This window comes from Duganella sp. 3397 (assembly GCF_031456625.1).
Classification (GTDB): domain Bacteria; phylum Pseudomonadota; class Gammaproteobacteria; order Burkholderiales; family Burkholderiaceae_D; genus Rugamonas; species Rugamonas phyllosphaerae.
Map to the genome: position 1 here is coordinate 1 of NZ_JAVDVB010000008.1, position 16,918 is coordinate 16,918.

At 66.0% G+C, this 16,918-nt stretch carries 18 protein-coding genes; 11 read left to right on the top strand and 7 right to left on the bottom strand.

Annotated elements, in window-relative coordinates; genetic code table 11:
- Positions 1 to 237: 237 nt before the first annotated feature.
- From J2X54_RS22270 to J2X54_RS22285, 4 genes are all read right to left on the bottom strand, one after another.
- Positions 238 to 1,560, bottom strand: a complete 1,323-nt coding sequence (locus tag J2X54_RS22270; protein WP_310183880.1) for a hypothetical protein — start codon at positions 1,558 to 1,560, stop codon at positions 238 to 240.
- A gap of 124 nt (positions 1,561 to 1,684) precedes the next feature.
- Positions 1,685 to 3,142 carry a beta-N-acetylhexosaminidase gene (gene nagZ / locus J2X54_RS22275; protein ID WP_404990953.1) on the bottom strand — a complete coding sequence of 486 codons (1,458 nt, stop codon included), beginning with the start codon at positions 3,140 to 3,142 and terminating at the stop codon, positions 1,685 to 1,687.
- A gap of 41 nt (positions 3,143 to 3,183) precedes the next feature.
- On the bottom strand, positions 3,184 to 4,281 hold the full coding sequence (gene nagA, locus J2X54_RS22280; protein ID WP_310183884.1) for an N-acetylglucosamine-6-phosphate deacetylase: 1,098 nt from the start codon (positions 4,279 to 4,281) through the stop codon (positions 3,184 to 3,186).
- A gap of 12 nt (positions 4,282 to 4,293) precedes the next feature.
- The gene (locus J2X54_RS22285; protein WP_310183887.1) at positions 4,294 to 5,235 is read right to left on the bottom strand and encodes a BadF/BadG/BcrA/BcrD ATPase family protein; all 942 of its coding nucleotides are present in this window, start codon (positions 5,233 to 5,235) and stop codon (positions 4,294 to 4,296) included.
- Between the two features lie 171 nt (positions 5,236 to 5,406).
- Here J2X54_RS22285 and J2X54_RS22290 point away from each other — a divergent pair, with 171 nt between their 5' ends.
- The 9 genes from J2X54_RS22290 to J2X54_RS22330 all read left to right on the top strand — a co-directional run bounded on the left by J2X54_RS22290 (position 5,407) and on the right by J2X54_RS22330 (position 12,061).
- Positions 5,407 to 5,550 (top strand): hypothetical protein, encoded by a 144-nt coding sequence (locus J2X54_RS22290; protein ID WP_229255481.1) that lies wholly within the window; start codon positions 5,407 to 5,409, stop codon positions 5,548 to 5,550.
- Between the two features lie 4 nt (positions 5,551 to 5,554).
- On the top strand, positions 5,555 to 6,079 hold the full coding sequence (locus tag J2X54_RS22295) for a hypothetical protein (protein WP_310183891.1): 525 nt from the start codon (positions 5,555 to 5,557) through the stop codon (positions 6,077 to 6,079).
- 37 nt (positions 6,080 to 6,116) lie between these two features.
- Positions 6,117 to 7,910 carry an AAA family ATPase gene (locus J2X54_RS22300; RefSeq protein ID WP_310183893.1) on the top strand — a complete coding sequence of 598 codons (1,794 nt, stop codon included), beginning with the start codon at positions 6,117 to 6,119 and terminating at the stop codon, positions 7,908 to 7,910.
- 1 nt (position 7,911) lies between these two features.
- On the top strand, positions 7,912 to 8,721 hold the full coding sequence (locus J2X54_RS22305) for a general secretion pathway protein GspB (protein ID WP_310183895.1): 810 nt from the start codon (positions 7,912 to 7,914) through the stop codon (positions 8,719 to 8,721).
- 67 nt (positions 8,722 to 8,788) lie between these two features.
- On the top strand, positions 8,789 to 8,992 hold the full coding sequence (locus tag J2X54_RS22310) for a hypothetical protein (RefSeq protein ID WP_310183899.1): 204 nt from the start codon (positions 8,789 to 8,791) through the stop codon (positions 8,990 to 8,992).
- Between the two features lie 78 nt (positions 8,993 to 9,070).
- Positions 9,071 to 9,628: a molybdopterin-guanine dinucleotide biosynthesis protein B gene (gene mobB, locus J2X54_RS22315; protein WP_310183902.1), complete on the top strand. Its 558-nt coding sequence runs from the start codon at positions 9,071 to 9,073 to the stop codon at positions 9,626 to 9,628.
- A 52-nt stretch (positions 9,629 to 9,680) separates the two neighbouring features.
- A complete protein-coding gene (locus tag J2X54_RS22320; RefSeq protein WP_070245816.1) occupies positions 9,681 to 9,881 on the top strand; it encodes a YjfB family protein in 201 nt (66 codons plus the stop codon).
- 101 nt (positions 9,882 to 9,982) lie between these two features.
- Positions 9,983 to 10,255, top strand: a complete 273-nt coding sequence (locus tag J2X54_RS22325; protein WP_070245817.1) for a DUF2282 domain-containing protein — start codon at positions 9,983 to 9,985, stop codon at positions 10,253 to 10,255.
- Positions 10,256 to 10,291: 36 nt separating this feature from the next.
- Entirely contained in the window at positions 10,292 to 12,061 is a 1,770-nt protein-coding gene (locus J2X54_RS22330) for a DUF692 family multinuclear iron-containing protein (RefSeq protein ID WP_310183907.1), read from the top strand.
- Here the strand turns inward: J2X54_RS22330 and J2X54_RS22335 are convergent.
- Positions 12,058 to 12,351, bottom strand: a complete 294-nt coding sequence (locus J2X54_RS22335) for a DUF883 family protein (RefSeq protein ID WP_070248984.1) — start codon at positions 12,349 to 12,351, stop codon at positions 12,058 to 12,060. The two genes, J2X54_RS22330 and J2X54_RS22335, sit on opposite strands and share 4 nt — an antisense overlap.
- A 157-nt stretch (positions 12,352 to 12,508) precedes the next feature.
- Positions 12,509 to 12,727, bottom strand: coding sequence for an RNA-binding S4 domain-containing protein (locus tag J2X54_RS22340; protein WP_070248988.1), 219 nt, complete (start codon positions 12,725 to 12,727; stop codon positions 12,509 to 12,511).
- Positions 12,728 to 12,914: 187 nt separating this feature from the next.
- Here J2X54_RS22340 and J2X54_RS22345 point away from each other — a divergent pair, with 187 nt between their 5' ends.
- Positions 12,915 to 13,661, top strand: coding sequence for a hypothetical protein (locus tag J2X54_RS22345; protein WP_310183909.1), 747 nt, complete (start codon positions 12,915 to 12,917; stop codon positions 13,659 to 13,661).
- Here the strand turns inward: J2X54_RS22345 and fumC are convergent, their stop codons facing one another.
- Positions 13,662 to 15,050 (bottom strand): class II fumarate hydratase, encoded by a 1,389-nt coding sequence (fumC, locus tag J2X54_RS22350; protein WP_310183912.1) that lies wholly within the window; start codon positions 15,048 to 15,050, stop codon positions 13,662 to 13,664. It lies immediately after the preceding gene.
- A gap of 152 nt (positions 15,051 to 15,202) precedes the next feature.
- Between fumC and J2X54_RS22355 the strand changes: the two genes are divergently transcribed.
- The gene (locus tag J2X54_RS22355; RefSeq protein ID WP_310183916.1) at positions 15,203 to 16,858 is read left to right on the top strand and encodes an LPXTG cell wall anchor domain-containing protein; all 1,656 of its coding nucleotides are present in this window, start codon (positions 15,203 to 15,205) and stop codon (positions 16,856 to 16,858) included.
- Positions 16,859 to 16,918 lie beyond the last annotated feature (60 nt).

Sequence of the window (16,918 nt, forward strand, 5' to 3'; positions counted from 1 at the left end):
GAAATGGCATGTGATAGCATCGTGCAGAAAGTTAACACTTCCGGCAGTCGTTTACAAGAAAAATGCCGCTAAGAGCTTAACTTAGCGGCATTAGGGTCAGTGCCGACATTCGGACACGCACTCAACCATATGGCTGTTGGGCCCGTGTCTAAATGTCGGCACTGACCCCGAAGTAGACCCGAAGTAAGGGCGAAAAAAAAGCCGGCGCTGAGCCGGCTTTTGTTGTGCTGCGCGCGCTTATTTTGCGGCTGGTGCCTGTGCTGGTGCTGCTGCTGCCGGCTTGTTCTGGTAGATGATCCAGAAGCGGGCCAGGTCGCCGCGGCCGTCGTCGCCTTTGATGGTTTCGAGCAGCTTGATCGATTCGTCCTTCTTGCCGGCCATGGCCAGGGCATAGCCCAGGCGCAGTTTGGCGTCTTCAGGATTTTTCGCCACGCCCTTGGCAATACCTTGCTTCATCAGGTCGATACCCTTGTCGAACTGGCCCAGGGTGATGTAGTTGTAACCGAGGTTGACCAGGCCGATGCCGTCTTTCGACTTCTGGGCGGAGGCGATGCCCGAATCGATGTTCTTGGCATCGTCGGCAGCACCACGGGTGGCGGTGTCGCGGATCTTGGTGATCGCTGCCTTGTCCTTGCCGGCCGGAATGTTGCCGTTCGGGTAGGCCTTGTCGATGGCGATCTTCGCTTCGGTGAAGAAGCCGCCCAGCGAGGCCAGCTCGGCTTGTTCCAGGTAGTCTTCGGTTTCCATTTTGCTCGGGGCAGCCACCATTTTCAGGCGGGCCATGTCCAGGTCCAGGCGCTGGGCATAGGTTTTCTTGCCGCGCGTGCGGTTCAGCAGGTCGAACCAGTAGTCTTCGCTCGGGTAGTAGCGTACCAGTCCTTCCACGGCGGACAGGTACAGGTCGGTGTCCTTGAGCTTCAGGCCGATGTTGCCGAGCAGGTTGAGCGTGTCTTTGGTTGGCGCGGTGCCGGCCTGCTTGGCAGCTTCGATGTCTTTCAGCACTTCGGTCTTGGCGCTGGCGAAGTCATCTTTCAGGTAATACGAGCGGATGATGAACTGGCGCTGCTTGGTGGTATCGCCCGACTCCTTGCCATAGCGATCGAACCACACCAGCGCCTTGTCGTAGTCCTTGACGTTGCTGTAGTAGATGGTGCCGATGGCGTCGATGAAGCGCAGCTTGACGTCCTGCGTCAGGCGGCCCGAATCGATCATCGATTCCAGCGCCGCGATGGTCATGGCGTTGTCGCCCATGCCCTGGCCCACCTGCACACGCATCTGGTTCAGCACGAAGGTTTCGTACGGGGTCAGGTTGGGCATGGCCGCTGCGGTGTCGATGCGGGTTTTGACTTCGGCGTAGTTCTTGGCGTCGAGCAGTGGCTTGACCTCTTTCGGGTCGATCAGCTTGAAGATCTCGGGACGGACCGTGTCTTTCGGTGCTTCGGCAGCGGCCTTTTCCTTGTCCTGGGCGTGGACCATGTTCATGCCCAGCATGGCGGGAGCGGCGTTCAGGCCGATGGCGGCCAGGATCAGGCTAATACGAGCGAGACGAATGTGGGACATGTGTAATCCTTCAATCATAGACATTGGTTTTCTCAAGGCCGCAGGCGCAGGCACGGCGGCCAAACGCGCGTATTGTTACATAAAATACGTCATTTGCGCCGGATTCAAGCGTGTGCCGGCAGTGTCAGGCGGCGAAGCCCGGCACCGGCGCGGTTCCTGTCGCGGGCAGTTCCCCCGCCAGCCAGGCGTTGACGGCATCGAGCGCCGGCGCCGCAAAGCCATACGTGAGCAGGGCCGGGGCGGCGATGTCGAGCGCCTGGTACGGGTTCCACAGCGCCAGGTGCAGGTCCGGGCGCCAGGTGCTGCGCGCATGGGCGCCGTAGCGCAGGCGCGAGGTGGACGCCAGCACGGTAAAGCGCCCGTCCTGCGGCAGCGCGCTCCAGTCGAAGCTGTCGGCGTCGGCATACGTCAGCAGCTCGACGTCGTACAGGCGGCGCAGCGAGTCTGCCACCCGCGCCGCCGGCACGCCCGCTTCCGACACGCCGTCGCTCACCACGTCCTGCCGCACCACCAGGCGCAGCCTGGCGCCCGGTGCCGGGCGCTGTGGATTGCCGTGCGCGGTCAGCGCCCGTTGCCAGCCTTCGGCCATCACCGCGCGGTCGGCGGCGTCGTCCAGGTAGGGTGGTTGTGCGCACGGGTAGTCGCGCGCCAGCGCCGCCAGCTGATCGAGCCGCTGCTGCACTGCATCGACCGGCAGCTCGCCCGAGGCGATGGCGGCGGTAATCGACGCCAGGGTTTCTTCCTGGGTTTGCGGGGTGCCCAGCGCCATCACCATGTCGGCGCCGGCGGTGAGCGCGCGCACTGCCGCGTGGCCCACGCCGTAACGGTGCGCGATCGCGTGCATGTCCATGCCGTCGGTGATGATGATGCCGCGGTAGCCCCACTGCTCGCGCAGCAGGTCGTGCAGGATGGCGCGCGACATGGTGGCGGGATTGTCGGCGTCGAGCGCCGGATAGACGATGTGCGCGGTCATCAGCGCCGGCGCCGCCCGGTCGCCCGACGCGGCGGTGCGAAACGGCGCCAGCTCCAGCCGTGCGAGCTCGGTCACCGGCTTGTCCACCGTGGGCAGGTCGCGGTGCGAATCGACGTTGGTGTCGCCATGGCCGGGGAAGTGCTTGACGCAGCAGGCCACGCCTTCGGTGTGGCTGCCGTCCATCCAGGCCAGCGCCAGTTCGGCTGCGCGCTGCGGATCGGCGCCAAACGAGCGCTCGGCGATGACCGGGTTGTACGGGTTGTTGTTGAGGTCCAGCACCGGCGCGAAGTTCCAGTTGAAGCCCAGCGCTTTCACCGCGCGCGCCACCGCCGCGCCGGTGCGCCGCGCCAGGTCGACATCGTCGGCCGCACCCAGCGCCATGGCCGACGGCGGCGCCGGCACCCAGGTGGCGCGCACCACGGCGCCGCCTTCCTGGTCGATGGCGATCAGCGACTGCGGCCCCATCACCGCGCGCAGGTCTGCCGTCAGTTTGGTCAGTTGGGCGGCGTCGGTCATGTTGCCGCGAAACAGGCACACGGCGCGGATGGCGTTCGCCTTGATGAAGTCGGCTGTGGCGGCATCGAGCTCGGTGCCGGGGAAGCGGATCATGATCAGCTGGCCGGCCAGTTTACGTAAATTGTTTATATCGTTCACAGTCGTTCGCCTTCCAGGTACACGGCTTTCAGTTGCAGGTCGCGGTCCAGAACGACGACGTCGGCCCAGGCGCCGGGGACCAGGCGGCCGCGGTCGGCCAGGCCCAGGTAGTCGGCCGCATAGGTGGACACGCGGGCCGACGCATCGGCCAGATCGAGTCCGATGCCCACCAGGTTGCGCAGTGCCTGGTCCATGGTGAGCGCGCTGCCGGCCAGCGTGCCGTCGGGCAGGCGCACGCCGCCCAGGCATTTCATGACCACCTGCCGGCCCAGCATGTATTCTCCGTCCGGCATGCCGGTGGCGGCGGTGGAATCGGTCACGCAGTAAAGCTTGGGGATGCAGCGCAGCGCGGTGCGGATCGCGCCCGGGTGCACATGCAGCAGGTCGGGGATCAGCTCGGCGTACTGTGCATGTGCCAGCGCTGCGCCCACCATGCCGGGTTCGCGGTGGTGCAGGCCGGTCATGGCGTTGAACAGGTGGGTAAAGCCGTGCGCGCCATGCTCGAGCGCCGCCTTGCCGTCTTCGTACGAGCCGGCGGTGTGGCCGATCTGCACGCGCATGCCGGCGTCGGCCAGTTCTTTCACCAGCGCCAGGTGGCCGGCGATTTCAGGCGCCACCGTGATCAGTTTTAACGGCGCCAGCGCTGCCAGCGCGTGCACGTCTGCCAGCGTGGCCGCGCGCGCGTAGTCCGGTTGCGCGCCAAGCTTGCCGGGGTTGATGTACGGTCCTTCCAGGTGCGCGCCCAACACACGCGCCTCTCCCTTGCCGCGCCGGGCGGCGGCGCGGCCGATGGCGGCCAGCGCCAGCTTGATGTCGTCCGCCGGCGCGGTCATGGTGGTGGCCAGCAGGCTGGTGGTGCCGTGGCGGGCATGGATGGCGGCGATGGTGCGTACCGCGTCGCCGGCTTCCATCACGTCCTTGCCGCCGCCGCCGTGCACGTGCAGATCGATAAAGCCGGGCAGGATGTAGTCGCCGCCGTTCGATGCCGGATCGACGGCGCCGCCGGAAATCGACGCGATACGCGTGTCGAAGCCGATCTCGCCGTGGACCCAGCCTGCGGGAGTGAGGATGTTGCCGGTGATTGCAGCACGCATGGTGCGACTCCTCTAGGTGCGCTGTGGTTGGTCGAGATGCTGGCGGATCAGCCGCAGCGCGCCGGCCGCCGAATCGCCGCGCGCTGGCACCACGCGCGCCAGCAGGGCCGGTGGCAGGTACGGGCGCAGCGGTGCGGCCAGCCCGCCGCACAGCGCAATCGGCAGCGTGGCGCCGGCGTCCAGCGCCCGGGCCAGGCGTTCGACCTGCAGCCCCGCCGCGTGCACGATGGCGCGCGCGGCGTCGTCCGAGGGCGCGTGCCGCAGCACCACCGGCGCCAGCTGCGCATAGCGGGTTTGCGAGGCGCCGGCCAGCCATTGCTGGAGCACCTCGCGCGCGGCCGGGTCGCGCAGGCCTGCGGGTGCGCCGCAGGCCTGCGCCACGTCGTCGGCAAAGGCATTGGCGGGCAGGCGGCCATCGAAGCTTTGCTGCATGTGATTAATCGCGCGCAGGCCGATCCAGGCGCCTCCGGCCTCGTCGCCGGACGGGAAGCCCCAGCCGCCCACTTCCAGGTGGCGGCCGTCGGCCAGCTTGGCTTCGCCCACGCTGCCGGTGCCCAGCGCGATGATGGCGCCGGGCTGGCCGTCGTGCGCGCCCAGCACGGTGGTGTGGCCGTCCGATGCCAAAGCCAATGCGGCATAACCGGGGTTGGCGGCGATGAATTGCGCCGACCACTGGCGGTTGTGGACGCCGGCCAGGCCCAGGCCCAGCGCGGTTGCCGCGCGCGGGGCCACCGGCAGGCCGGCAGCGGCAAAGGCGGCCGCGATGGCTTGCTCGACAGCGGTCCAGGCGCTGGCGATGCCGTGCGCCAGGCCGGAGGGACCGGCGGCGCCGGTGCCGAGCAGGGCAGGTAGGCCGGGTAGGCCGGGTTGGCCTGTCTGGCAGGAAGGCGCGGGGGCCAGGATGGCGCGGGTGCCGCTGCCGCCGCCGTCCACGCCGAGGAGAAATTTGATCATGCGGCACTATAGTGGGAGGTAAAGCACACTGTCAAAAGGAGTTTGGCCCGGGTTGAACGGTAGGCGATTCAATTTGCCGCGCGCCGCGCCGATAATGTCATAATAAAGACGCATGGAAAGGGACCACATATGATCAGATACCTGGGAACCAAAAATACCAAGGACGGTGGGGTGCTGTATATTTTTCTGATTAACGGCTTGCAGAAAGAAATTCGCGAAGCCGCGTTAAAGCAATACCCCGGCTGTTACGACGCCTTGCCGGCCACCGCCAAGGCGCGCATCAGCGCCAACCGCGCCTGGTTGTCGAAGACCTGAGCCGGTGGCGTTTCTTTCTTCCTCGTTGCAGCGCGGCGCGCTGGCGATTGCTGTGACTTTGGCGCTGGCCACCGCGCCGGCGCGGGCGCAAAACGTGCCCACCACGTTCGGCACCATCATCGGCAACGGCCTGCTGTGCCGCGACCAGACCGCCAATTTTTATTACTACGATTACCTGCTCAAGCATTTCGGTCCGGCCTACAAGCACGAGGGCGGCGCGTACTGGTTCCGCACCGACGGCGCGTCGCTGTGGGGCCGCGAGATTTCCGAGGTGATGGTCAGCGACGACACCAGCACCTATATTTTCGTGGGCGCCGTGGCCGAGGCCACGCCCGAGGAACTGCAGCAGGCCATCATCACCCAGGTGGGCGTGCACCATATCCGTATCGACACGTCGGCCTTCCCGGTGCGCGAGGCCAAGCCGGCCAGCCGCATCGTCTATTTCGATACCAAATCGAAAATCTACTGCGCCAAATACAAGCCCCTGCCGCCGGTGCAACCACCGCCGGTGCGCTCACGCCCCAAGTAGGGGCTAGAATACCGGCACGCGCACTCTCAAGGTTTTCATGTACACGCAATACTTCAACCTGAAACAATCGCCGTTCTCCATCGCGCCCGACCCGCGCTACCTGTTCATGAGCGAACGCCACCGCGAGGCGCTGGCGCACCTGCTCTATGGCATCGGCAGCGGCGGCGGCTTCGTGCTGCTCACGGGGGAGATCGGCGCCGGCAAGACCACGGTCTGCCGCTGTTTCATGGAGCAGATCCCCGACAACTGCAAGCTCGGCTATATCTTCAATCCCAAGCTCACGGTCGAGGAATTGCTGCTGACCATCTGCGACGAGTTCGGTGTCGATTTGCCGCCGCAGGGGGGCGGCGCGGTCAGCGTCAAGGGTTATGTCGATGCGATCAACGCCTACTTGCTGGCCAGCCACGCCCAGGCCAAGAACAATGTCCTGATCATCGACGAGGCGCAAAACCTGTCGGCCGAGGTGCTGGAACAACTGCGCCTGCTGACCAACCTGGAAACCAGCGAGCGCAAGCTGCTGCAAATCATCCTGATCGGCCAGCCCGAACTGCGCACCATGCTGGCCCGGCCCGAACTGGAACAACTGGCGCAGCGCGTGATTGCCCGCTATCACCTCGGCTCGCTGTCGGAGGCCGAGACCTCGGCGTATATCGAGCACCGCCTGGCGGTGGCCGGGGCGGCAGCGATTGCACCGTTTCCACGCAGCCTGATGGGGCTGGTTCACAGCCTGACCAAGGGCGTGCCGCGCCGTATCAATCTGCTGTGCGACCGCGCGCTGCTGGGGGCCTACGTGGAAAACCAGCCGCAGGTGTCGCGCACCATCTTGCGGCGGGCGGCGGCGGAAGTGTTTGCCGGCGCCGATAACGTCGGATCGGTTGGGCGGGGCAGTGGCGCTGGCGGCTTCGCGCCCGGCGCGCGCTGGCCGCTGGTGGCGGCCGGCGTGGCCGGCGGCGTGGTGCTCAGCGTGCTGCTGTTGCAGTTTGCCGAGCGACAGCGGACCAGCGCGGCGGTGCCGATGGCGGCCGTGGCGGTGCCGGTCGCGGCGGGAGCCGGTAGCAGTATCGGTATCGGTACCGGTAATGGTCAGGGTACCGTGCGCGGGAGCGCGCCCGGGACGACAACCGCGACCGGGACCGTCACGTCGCCCGCGACGACAGGCGCGCCGGTGCCGGCGTCCACGTCGTTATCTGCCGTTACTCCCGCGCAGGCGGTTTCCTCTGCCGAATCCGGCGTCACTACCGACAAGGCTGCCGCCTTGCGCCAGCTGGCTGGCCTGTGGGGCCTGGCGCTCACCGACAGCGACCCGTGCGGCGCCGCTGCGCGCCTGAACCTGCGCTGCCTGCAAACCCGGGGCGGCATCGACGAGCTGCGCCAGCTCGACCGGCCGGCCGTGTTGACGCTGCGCGACAATCCGGTGATCCCCGGTTACGTGCTGCTGACCGCGCTCGACGCCAGGGGCGCCACCATCACCGCGCCGGGCGGCAAGACCGAACGCATGACCTTGGAAGCGCTGGCCGCAAGGCTCGACGGTGAGTTCACTACGTACTGGCGCGCGCCGGCCAACTGGCGCGACCAGGTGGTGGCTCGCGACCGCGGTGCCGACGTCGACTGGCTGGCCCAGCGCCTGGCGCAGCTGTACGAACTGGCCGCGCCGGCCGAAAACCAGCCGCTCGACGCCGCGCTGCGCAAACGCCTGCGCGACTTCCAGGCGTCGCAGCAACTCAAGGCGGACGGCGTGGCCGGTCCGAAAACATTTATCCGGCTGTACCAGCTGGGCGGCGTGCAGGAGCCGCGCCTGGTCGCGCAGTCCACCGCCGGAGCGGGGAAATAATATGTCTTACATCCTGGAAGCGCTGAAAAAAGCGCAAGCCGAACGCCAACTCGGCAACTCACCGACCATCCACGCGCCGACCTTGCAGGCCGGCGCGCAAGCCTCGGCGTCGGGCCGCCTCAAGCGGCCGGTCGTGCTGGCGCTGGTGGCGATGGCGGTCGCCATCGTGGTGCTGGTAGTACTGGTGTTGCGGTCAGCCACGCCGGTGGTCACCGCTGACGCCACCGCGCCGGCGGCCAGCGGTGACACGGCCGCCGCCACGCTGCCGCAGCCACCGACAGCAGCGCAACAATCGGCAGCAGCGCAACAATCGGCAGCAGCGCAACAATCGGCAGCAGCGCAACAATCGACAGCAGTGCAACGATCGGCCGCTATGCAGCCATCGTCAACCGCGCAGCAATCCGTCGCCGCGCTGCCTGCGCCGGTCACGGCCCTGCCGCCGCCGGTCGCCACGGTGACAACACCGTTGGCCCAGCCCGCCACGCCAGTTGCAGCCCCGGCGCCGGCCACCACTGCCGCGCCCGCATCGGCCACCAGGTCTGCACCGGCCCCGGCAGCGGCCGCCGTTGCCAAGGTTGAAGAACCGGTTGTCAACCTGCGCGAGCTGCCGGAACCGATACAGCGCGCGATTCCGCAGGTGGCTGTGGGCGGTTACATCTACTCTAAAAATCCTGCCGACCGGCTGCTGCTGGTGGACAAAATACTGCGCCGCGAGGGCGAGGAAGTCGCGCCCGGGCTGTTGCTGGAAAAACTGAATCCGAAAGAGGCGGTGTTCAGCTATAAAGGCTACAGGTACCGCGTTCCGTACTAAATTGTCATCAAAGCGTCACGGCGCGGTGATAACGTCGTTCCCATGCCAATCATTGCAGGGGATGATCATGAAATACCTGACGTTATTGCCTTTCCTGATAGCCGCCACCATGGTCATGCCGCGCGCCCACGCGGCGGTCCATACCATTTACACCGCCATCGATAGCGAGCCGAGCACCTATATGACGGCGCTGGTCTGCCTGCTGTTGATCCTGCTGGCCAACAGCCGCTCGCGCAGCGAGCGTTTCCGTCAACTGGACGAGGAGCAATAGGCCTTTCGGTGTCTGCCACGTGAAATATTGCTGGGTATAATGCCAGGCAAGAGCAACGATGTGGCAGGGAGAGTAGCAATGTATCAAGCAAGTTCCGCGCCGCTGCGCCAGGTGCTGGGTGTGATCGGCACGTCGGGCAGCGGCAAGACCACTCTGCTCGAGTACCTGATCGCGCAACTGGCCAACCGTGGCCTCAAGGTCAATGTCATCAAGCACAGCCATCACGACCTGGAGCTGGAGCCACCGCGCAAGGACAGCGCGCGCCTGCGCATGGCAGGCGCGGCCGAGGTGATGGTGGCGTCGCCGTTTCGTTATGCCATCGTCCACGAATTGCGCGGCGCCCTCGAACCGTCCCTCGAAGAGCAACTGGCTCGCCTGTCGCCGGCCGACCTGACGCTGCTCGAAGGGTTCAAGCAATATCCGATCGACAAGCTGGAAGTGTATCGCCGCGAGCAGGGGCGCGAACCCCTGTATCCGCACGATGCGCACGTGGTGGCGGTGGCGTCCGACCTGCCACGGCCTGCAGAGTTGTCGGCCAGCACAGCCTGGCTCGATTTGAACGCGCCGCAGGAGGTGCTGGACTGGCTGCTGGCGCTGGTGGAAAAAAAACGCCATGAAATGTCGCCACCGGCCTAAAGTTCCGGCGCGTCCTTCCGTAAATAAGGGATACGCCTTAAAGGAGGACACCATGGACGTTTCCAACATTGCCCAGCTTGCAACCAGCATCGCCGACACCGGCAACAAGCAGGCGGTAGGTATTGCCGTTTTGAAAAAGGCGCAAGATATCCAGGCGTCCAGCGCCACTGCGCTGATCGAGGCGATTCCGCCGGTGCCCTCGGCGCCGCGCCTGCCTTCCAATCTCGGCAATACCATCAACACCACTGCATAATGGCGCCATCTTCCGGGTGGACCGGCCGCGCAGACTAGCCGTGGCAGCATGATTGCTGCTACGCTGCGCCTGCACACCACCACCTTCGAGGAGAACCGACCATGAACCAACGCCACGCCCTGATCGCCGCCGCCCTGGCCGCTGTTTGCAGCGCCAGCACGGCCACCGCTGCGACCACCGGCATGAACGGCAGCGCCGATACCGAGAAATGCTATGGCGTGGCCAAGGCAGGCCAGAACGACTGCGCCGCGTCCGATGGTTCGCATTCGTGCGCGGGCCAGGCCACGACCGACAATGCCGCAGTCGAGTGGAAGCACGTGCCCAAGGGCACCTGCGAAAAAATCGGCGGCAAGACCACTGCGCCTGCCAAGTAAGCCGCCCGGTCAGCCGGCTGTGATCCCGTAGCACAAGTGACCGGTAACGATGCCGCGCCTGCTGTTGCACCGCGCCCGCTGGGCGTGGGAATCGGCTTGCGCGCGCCGCACCATCGCCAGTTCCTCGATGAACGGCCGGCGGTGGACTGGCTCGAAGTCCACACCGAAAACTATCTCGACCAATCCGGCCGCGACTGGCATGTGCTGCACCGGTTGCGGCGCGATTATCCGGTCAGCCTGCATGGCGTGGGGCTGGGCCTGGGCTCGGCACGGGGATTTTCCACGCAGCATCTCGAGCGCGTGCGCACACTGGTGCGCAGCGTCGCACCTTGCCTGGTGTCCGAACATCTTTGCTGGGGCGCGGTAGGCGACCGCCACTTGAACGACCTGTTGCCGTTGACGCTGGACGCCGCCGCGCTCGACCTGCTGTGCGAACGCGTGGACCAGGTGCAAAACCTGCTGCAACGGCAACTGTTGCTGGAGAACGTGTCCACCTATACCAGGTTCCACGGGGACAGCATGAGCGAAGCGCAGTTCCTGGCGGCGCTGGCCGCGCGCACCGGCTGCGGCCTGCTGCTCGACATCAACAACCTGTATGTCAACCAGTGCAACCACGGCGAAGATGCGCTGGCCGCCTTGCAGGCGATCGCGCCCGCCACGGTGGGCGAACTGCACCTGGGCGGTCACCTGGTAACGCCGCAGGCAGTCATCGATCACCACGGCGCTGCCGTTGCCGCGCCGGTCTGGCAACTCTACCAGGCTGCGCTGGAACGCTTCGGCGCCGTGCCAACGCTGATCGAGTGGGATACCGATATTCCGCCGCTGGCGGTGTTGATGGAAGAGGCTGCCAAGGCGCAGGCGCTGCTTCGTTGCCAAGGAATTGCGCCGACCTTGCAGCAAAGCAACGCAGCAGCGGCGACCCGACTGCCGCGCCACGCAAAGGCACCAGTTCCAGCTCCAGCTCCAGCTCCAGCTCCAGCACCAGCACCAGCATCGTCGCATGACATCGGCGCCCTCGCCACGCCTGGCGCCCAAGCTTACCCCACGCCGGCCCAAAGCCAGCAACTGTTCGCCGACGCCCTGGTGGACCCGGGTGCCGCGCCGCCGGCACTGGCCCTGTGGCGCCCGCATCAACATAACGCCCACCGGCTGACGCTGTATCGCGGCAACCTGGCGGCGACCGCCACGAAGGCGCTGGCGGCCGCCTACCCGGTGATCGCCGCGCTGGTCGGCCACGCATTTTTCGGCGCGCTGGCGCACGCGTACGTTCGCGCCCAGCCATCGCAAGACGGCGATCTCAACCGCTTCGGCGCGCAACTGGGCGATTTCCTCGACGATTTTCCACCTGCGGCCACGTTGCCATACCTGGCCGACATGGCGCGCCTGGAGTGGGCCGTGCACCTTGCTCACTACGCGGCCGACGCGGCGCCAGTGACGGCGCAGCAACTGGGCGCACTGGCGCCGGCGCAACTGGAAGCGGCCCGGCTGCGCCTGCACCACGCCTGCGTGCCGGTGCAGTCGGCGTGGGCGGTGGTGTCGCTGTGGCTGGCGCACCAGCCGGCGCACGGTCACGCTTTTCCCGCCGATATGGCGGTGGCGGAAGTTGGCGTGGTGGCGCGGCCTGGGTGGTATGCAATGGTGGCGCCGCTAGGGCGGGGCAGCCATGCCGCGCTGGCGGCGTTGCACGCGGGCGGCACCTTCGGGGGGGCGCTGGACGCGGCATTCGCGGTGGATGAACAGTTCGACGTGGCGGGGCAGTTGCAGCGCTGGCTCGCGCTGCAGCTGATCGTGGAAATCCGGACTTAATCTTCGCGGTGGAAGGCGCGCAAGAGGCGTGCTTCGCCGGTGAGATCGCGATGCAACTGGTTGGCGCGGGCGGTCAGCTCCATCATGCGGCCGATGTGGGCGTCTTCGAAGCGGGCCAGTTCTTCGGTGGCGGCCAGCAGCGCCTGCGCCAGCTTGCTGCGGGCGGTTTCGTACATGGCGCCGTTGTATTGCGTGGTGTTGTTCAACAATTCTTCGGCATTTTCGATCACTTCGCGCAGATCGCCCAGCAGGCGTTCCTGGGTTGGTGTGGTTGGTTGCGGACCGTCCATAACTTCCCCCTGTTCAAGTTCGACACATAACGGTTTTGATGAGATGACAGCAGCCGACTCCGAACTATACGAGGCGGGAATAACGGCCGGATTACGCGGCGTCATGGAAAACGCAGCGTTTCCAGCTTAGACCATTATTGCTCAAATGCAAGTAAGTTTATACGGGATCGACACTGATGCGGATGTCGCCGACGGTGACCAGCTGGCCCGCGCGGATCTTGGCGGTCTTGCGCAGTTCCTGCTTGCCATCGACCTTGACGTCGCCGCTGGCCACCAGCATCTTGCCGGCGCCGCCGCTGTCGCACAGCCCCACGAGCTTGAGCAACTGATTCAACTCAACAAATTCCCCATTCAACTCAAAACTGACTTTCTGCATTTTTTCCTCTGATACCATGGTTTTCAAGTGCGGCGCCGCGCGACAAGGATAGTGTAGCGGCATTCCGACAGGCGCACAGTTTACCGTGCCAACGCGTATTTGCCAGCAAGAAAAACTGGTAGGCTGGTTCGTACGCTCGACCCGCAACACTCAACACTCAGCGCTGTTCTACCTCTCGGGTGGCATCATGCACAAGTTTTCGATGGCGATCATCAGTTCCATGGCAAGCTGGTCTTGCTGCGCTGCCGACATGCCGCTGCCGCTGCTGGTCCAACCGGACCAGGCGCGCGCCGACTTCCGGCCGCTGCTGGCCGAGCGCAACCGCCGCTATTCGAGCATCGCGGAATTCGAAACCCATATGGGCCGCGCGGTCGGTGCCGTTACTGCCGGCATCCTGCGCCAGACCGGCCCCGAAGCCGAGCGCAACACGGCGCTGGCGCTGCGGGCGCGGCCGACCACGGCCTTTACTTCGTTGTCGATGGGCTATGCGGTCACTCCGCGCAGCTCGGTGATGGCGATGGCCACCTACGGCAAGACCGACGGCTATGGCAGTGCGGACAGCCTGATGGCGCAAGTATCCTCGGTGCGCACGGTGGCGTTCAGTGTCGGCTGGACCACGCGCGAAATATTCGACCACCGCGACCGCATCGGCGTCACCGTGTCGGTGCCCGCCAAGGTGCGCACCGGCGGCCAGCAGGGCGGCAGCCAGGCCGCCTACATGGGCAGCCAGGCGTTTGGCGCGCCGGCCTTCAACCTGCAGCCGACCGCCACCGAGCGCGATATCGAATTCGGCTACAGCACCATGCTCGGCCGCGCCCGCGACGGACGCGGCGGCAAGCTGACCGGCGCGGTGATGCTGCGCTTCAACCCCGGCCACGACGCCAACGCCGCGCCGGACTGGCTGGCCGGCGTGCGTTACGCTTACGGGTTCTGATCAGCCAGGACGCGTCATGTCGATGGGGACTATCCACTGCTCGAATTGCTCGGCCGTGACGTAGTCCAGCGCCAGCGCTGCCTGCTTGAGCGTGGTGCCTTCGTGCTGGGCCTTCTTGGCGATCGACGCCGCCTTGTCGTAGCCGATGTGCGGCGCCAGCGCGGTGACCAGCATCAGCGAGCGTTCCATCAGTTCGGCGATACGGTCGCGGTTCGGCTCGATGCCGTGGACGCAATGTTCCTCGAAGCTGCGCATGCCGTCCGCCAGCAGGCGCGCGCTCTGCAGGAAGTTGTGCGCGATCAGCGGCTTGTACACATTCAGTTCGAAATTGCCCGAGGCGCCACCCATGGTGATCGCCACGTCGTTGCCGAACACCTGGCAGCACAGCATGGTGACCGCCTCGCACTGGGTGGGATTGACCTTGCCCGGCATGATGGAGCTGCCCGGTTCGTTTTCCGGGATGGTGATTTCGCCCAGGCCCGAGCGCGGGCCCGAGGCCATCCAGCGCACGTCGTTGGCGATTTTCATCAGCGATGCCGCCAGGGTTTTCAGGGCGCCGTGGGCCGACAGCAGGGCGTCGTGGCCGGCCAGCGCGGCAAACTTGTTGTCGGCGGTGCGGAACGGCAGCGCCAGCGTGTGTTCGAGCTCGGCGGCGATGCGGGTGGCGTATTCCGGGTGGGCGTTCAGGCCCGTGCCCACCGCCGTGCCACCGGCGGCCAGTTGCAGCACGCCGGGCAGGGCGGCTTGTATCGCGTGTTCGGCAAAATCGAGGTGCGCCACGTAGCCGGAAAATTCCTGGCCCAGGGTGAGCGGGGTGGCGTCCTGCAAGTGGGTGCGGCCGATCTTGACGATGTCGGCAAAGGCTACGGCCTTGGCGTGCAGGCTGGCGCGCAGCTGGCGCAGGGCCGGCAGCACGTTGTTGGCCAGCGCCTGGGCGCACGCGACGTGGATGGCGGTGGGGAAGATATCGTTGGACGACTGGCCCTTGTTGACGTCGTCGTTCGGGTGCAGCAGGCGCGACTCGCCGCGCACGCCGCCCATCAGTTCCGAACCGCGGTTGGCCAGCACCTCGTTCATGTTCATATTCGATTGCGTGCCCGAGCCGGTTTGCCACACGGCCAGCGGGAATTCGGTGGGGTGCTGGTTGGCCAGCACCTCGTCGGCCGCGCGGGTGATCGCGGTGGCCTTGGCGCCGTCGAGCAGGCCCAGGTCGAGGTTGACACGGGCGGCGGCGCGCTTGACGCTGGCCAGCGCGTGGATCAGTTCGGGCGGCATGCGCTCGGTGGAAATATGGAAATGCTCGAGGGAGCGCTGGGTTTGCGCGCCCCACAATTGTTCAGACGGTACATCGATGGGACCAAAGCTGTCTTTTTCGCTGCGGGTACTCATAACGGTTCCTTTGTGAAATTGGTAATCATTCTCATCTGACATGCGTCAGCCAGTGTAGCGCAGTTCGGAAAAATTAACTGAGGGCTACAAAAAGTCGATTTCCAGCCGTTAATAGAGAAGATCCCCAGATGTCGCCCGGCGGCCCACCGATTATGCAACGCTACCTTCTTGATATTTTGCTTCGCCTTGTGGCCGTGCTGGCGCTGGCCATGCTCGCCGTGCTGGCGCCAACGCTGCATGCCGCCGAGTTGGGCGACGTCGCCGCGCGTTCCTATATCGGGCAGCCGCTGTCGGCCGATGTCGAACTGCTGGCTGGCGACGGTGGCCCGGTGCAGGCACGGCTGGCGCAGCCCGACGTTTATCGCGGCGCCAATATCACCATGAATCCGGCGCTGGCGTCGGTCAGGATGGCCGTGGCGCGACGCGACGGCAAGGATGTCCTGCACATCACCACCGCCGGCGCGGTCAATGCCGAATACGTGCACGTGTACGTGGAATTGAGCGCGGGCGGGCGGCGCGATATCCGCCTGGCCACGGTGTGGTTGCAGCCCGACCCCAACCCGGCGCCGCCGGTGCGGATGGCGCCGGCCGCCATCGCTGCCGCCGAGCCGGCCAGGGTGGCGGACAGCGCAGCGCCGGCGCCAGCGCGCGCGGTACGCGACCGCACCCGGCCGGCGCCGATGCCGTCGTTCCACGAGTCGGAAGTGGGCGGACCGGGCGGCTTGAAAGCGGCGCCAGCGCAGGCCCGGCCGCCAGCGCTGGTGCCGGTGCGCGATATCCCTGAACGCATTTCCGAGGCGCTCGGTTCCCGGTTGATTGCGCCGGCCAGGGTGGCTGAGAAAACGGCAGACAAAACGGCTGACAAAACGGCTGACAAAACGGCGGAAAAGCTGGCGTCAAAAGCCGACAACAAGCTCGCCGCCAAGCCCGAAGGCGCCGTTGCCAAACCAGAGGCATTAGCCGCCAAGCCCGAAGCCGCCTCTGTCAAACGCGAGGCCGTCGCCACCAAACCAGCAGCAGCCACCAAGCCTGCGGCGGTCGCGAGCACCCCAGCCACCTCTGCGCCACCACCGCTAGTGGCGCAAGCGTTGTTGCCGATGCCGCCCTTGCCATTACCGGTCGGCGTGAAAAAGGCGGCCGCTCCTGCCGCCTGCGCGCCAAGCAGTTCTGGCGCCAAAGAGTGCCAGGTGCTCGATGCCCAAAGCCAGGCGCTGTCGACCAAGCTGGTGGAGCTGGAAGGCAAAGTGAAGCAATTACAAACCGCGCTGGCCGGTTCCACCGGCGCTGCAGCTGCGGCCCAGGTGGCAAGCAAAATGGCAATCCCGATCGCAACTCCGCCCGCCCCGGCCGCCAAGCCGTTGACGATCGCCTCCGGCATGGGCGAAGCGCGGGCCGCAGAGATCAAGCCGGAGACACCGGTCGCGGCCAAGCCAGCCGCGCCCACGCCAGCGCTGAAGGCCGAGGCCGGCGTCGAGGGCGCCAAGGAAGCCGCCAAGGAAGCCGCTGTACCGGCGCCGGAAGCCGCACCAGTACAGCAACGCCGCGTGCTGCCCAAGCTCAAGTACAAAAAGGAAAAGCCGCCGGAGGAGCAATCGAGCAAGCTGCCGCTGATTCTCGGTGCGCTGGCCGCCGCCTTGCTGGCTGGCGCTGGTGTGTGGTTCTACCTGCGCCGCAAGAAGTCGGGCAAGCCGCTCAAGATATGGCAAGGCTTCCGCAAGAAGCCGCGCACGACCGAAGCGGCTGGTGACGAGTTCCGCGAAGTGCCCACGCCCGAGTGGGCCGCCCCGGGACCGGCGGTCCAGCCCTGATTCCATGTAAGAACTTTTTTCGCATAAGTATATAACTTGAAGCTCTGTCAACGCTCTGAC

What these genes read in the sequence shown, in the direction of transcription:
- J2X54_RS22285 (WP_310183887.1), bottom strand. Translation starts at nt 5,235, where the DNA reads ATGATCAAATTTCTCCTCGGCGTGGACGGCGGCGGCAGCGGCACCCGC.
- nagZ (WP_404990953.1), bottom strand. Translation starts at nt 3,142, where the DNA reads ATGATCCGCTTCCCCGGCACCGAGCTCGATGCCGCCACAGCCGACTTC.
- J2X54_RS22340 (WP_070248988.1), bottom strand. Translation starts at nt 12,727, where the DNA reads ATGCAGAAAGTCAGTTTTGAGTTGAATGGGGAATTTGTTGAGTTGAAT.
- J2X54_RS22310 (WP_310183899.1), top strand. Translation starts at nt 8,789, where the DNA reads ATGAAATACCTGACGTTATTGCCTTTCCTGATAGCCGCCACCATGGTC.
- J2X54_RS22335 (WP_070248984.1), bottom strand. Translation starts at nt 12,351, where the DNA reads ATGGACGGTCCGCAACCAACCACACCAACCCAGGAACGCCTGCTGGGC.
- J2X54_RS22345 (WP_310183909.1), top strand. Translation starts at nt 12,915, where the DNA reads ATGCACAAGTTTTCGATGGCGATCATCAGTTCCATGGCAAGCTGGTCT.
- mobB (WP_310183902.1), top strand. Translation starts at nt 9,071, where the DNA reads ATGTATCAAGCAAGTTCCGCGCCGCTGCGCCAGGTGCTGGGTGTGATC.
- J2X54_RS22270 (WP_310183880.1), bottom strand. Translation starts at nt 1,560, where the DNA reads ATGTCCCACATTCGTCTCGCTCGTATTAGCCTGATCCTGGCCGCCATC.
- J2X54_RS22300 (WP_310183893.1), top strand. Translation starts at nt 6,117, where the DNA reads ATGTACACGCAATACTTCAACCTGAAACAATCGCCGTTCTCCATCGCG.
- J2X54_RS22325 (WP_070245817.1), top strand. Translation starts at nt 9,983, where the DNA reads ATGAACCAACGCCACGCCCTGATCGCCGCCGCCCTGGCCGCTGTTTGC.
- nagA (WP_310183884.1), bottom strand. Translation starts at nt 4,281, where the DNA reads ATGCGTGCTGCAATCACCGGCAACATCCTCACTCCCGCAGGCTGGGTC.
- J2X54_RS22320 (WP_070245816.1), top strand. Translation starts at nt 9,681, where the DNA reads ATGGACGTTTCCAACATTGCCCAGCTTGCAACCAGCATCGCCGACACC.
- J2X54_RS22355 (WP_310183916.1), top strand. Translation starts at nt 15,203, where the DNA reads ATGCAACGCTACCTTCTTGATATTTTGCTTCGCCTTGTGGCCGTGCTG.
- fumC (WP_310183912.1), bottom strand. Translation starts at nt 15,050, where the DNA reads ATGAGTACCCGCAGCGAAAAAGACAGCTTTGGTCCCATCGATGTACCG.
- J2X54_RS22305 (WP_310183895.1), top strand. Translation starts at nt 7,912, where the DNA reads ATGTCTTACATCCTGGAAGCGCTGAAAAAAGCGCAAGCCGAACGCCAA.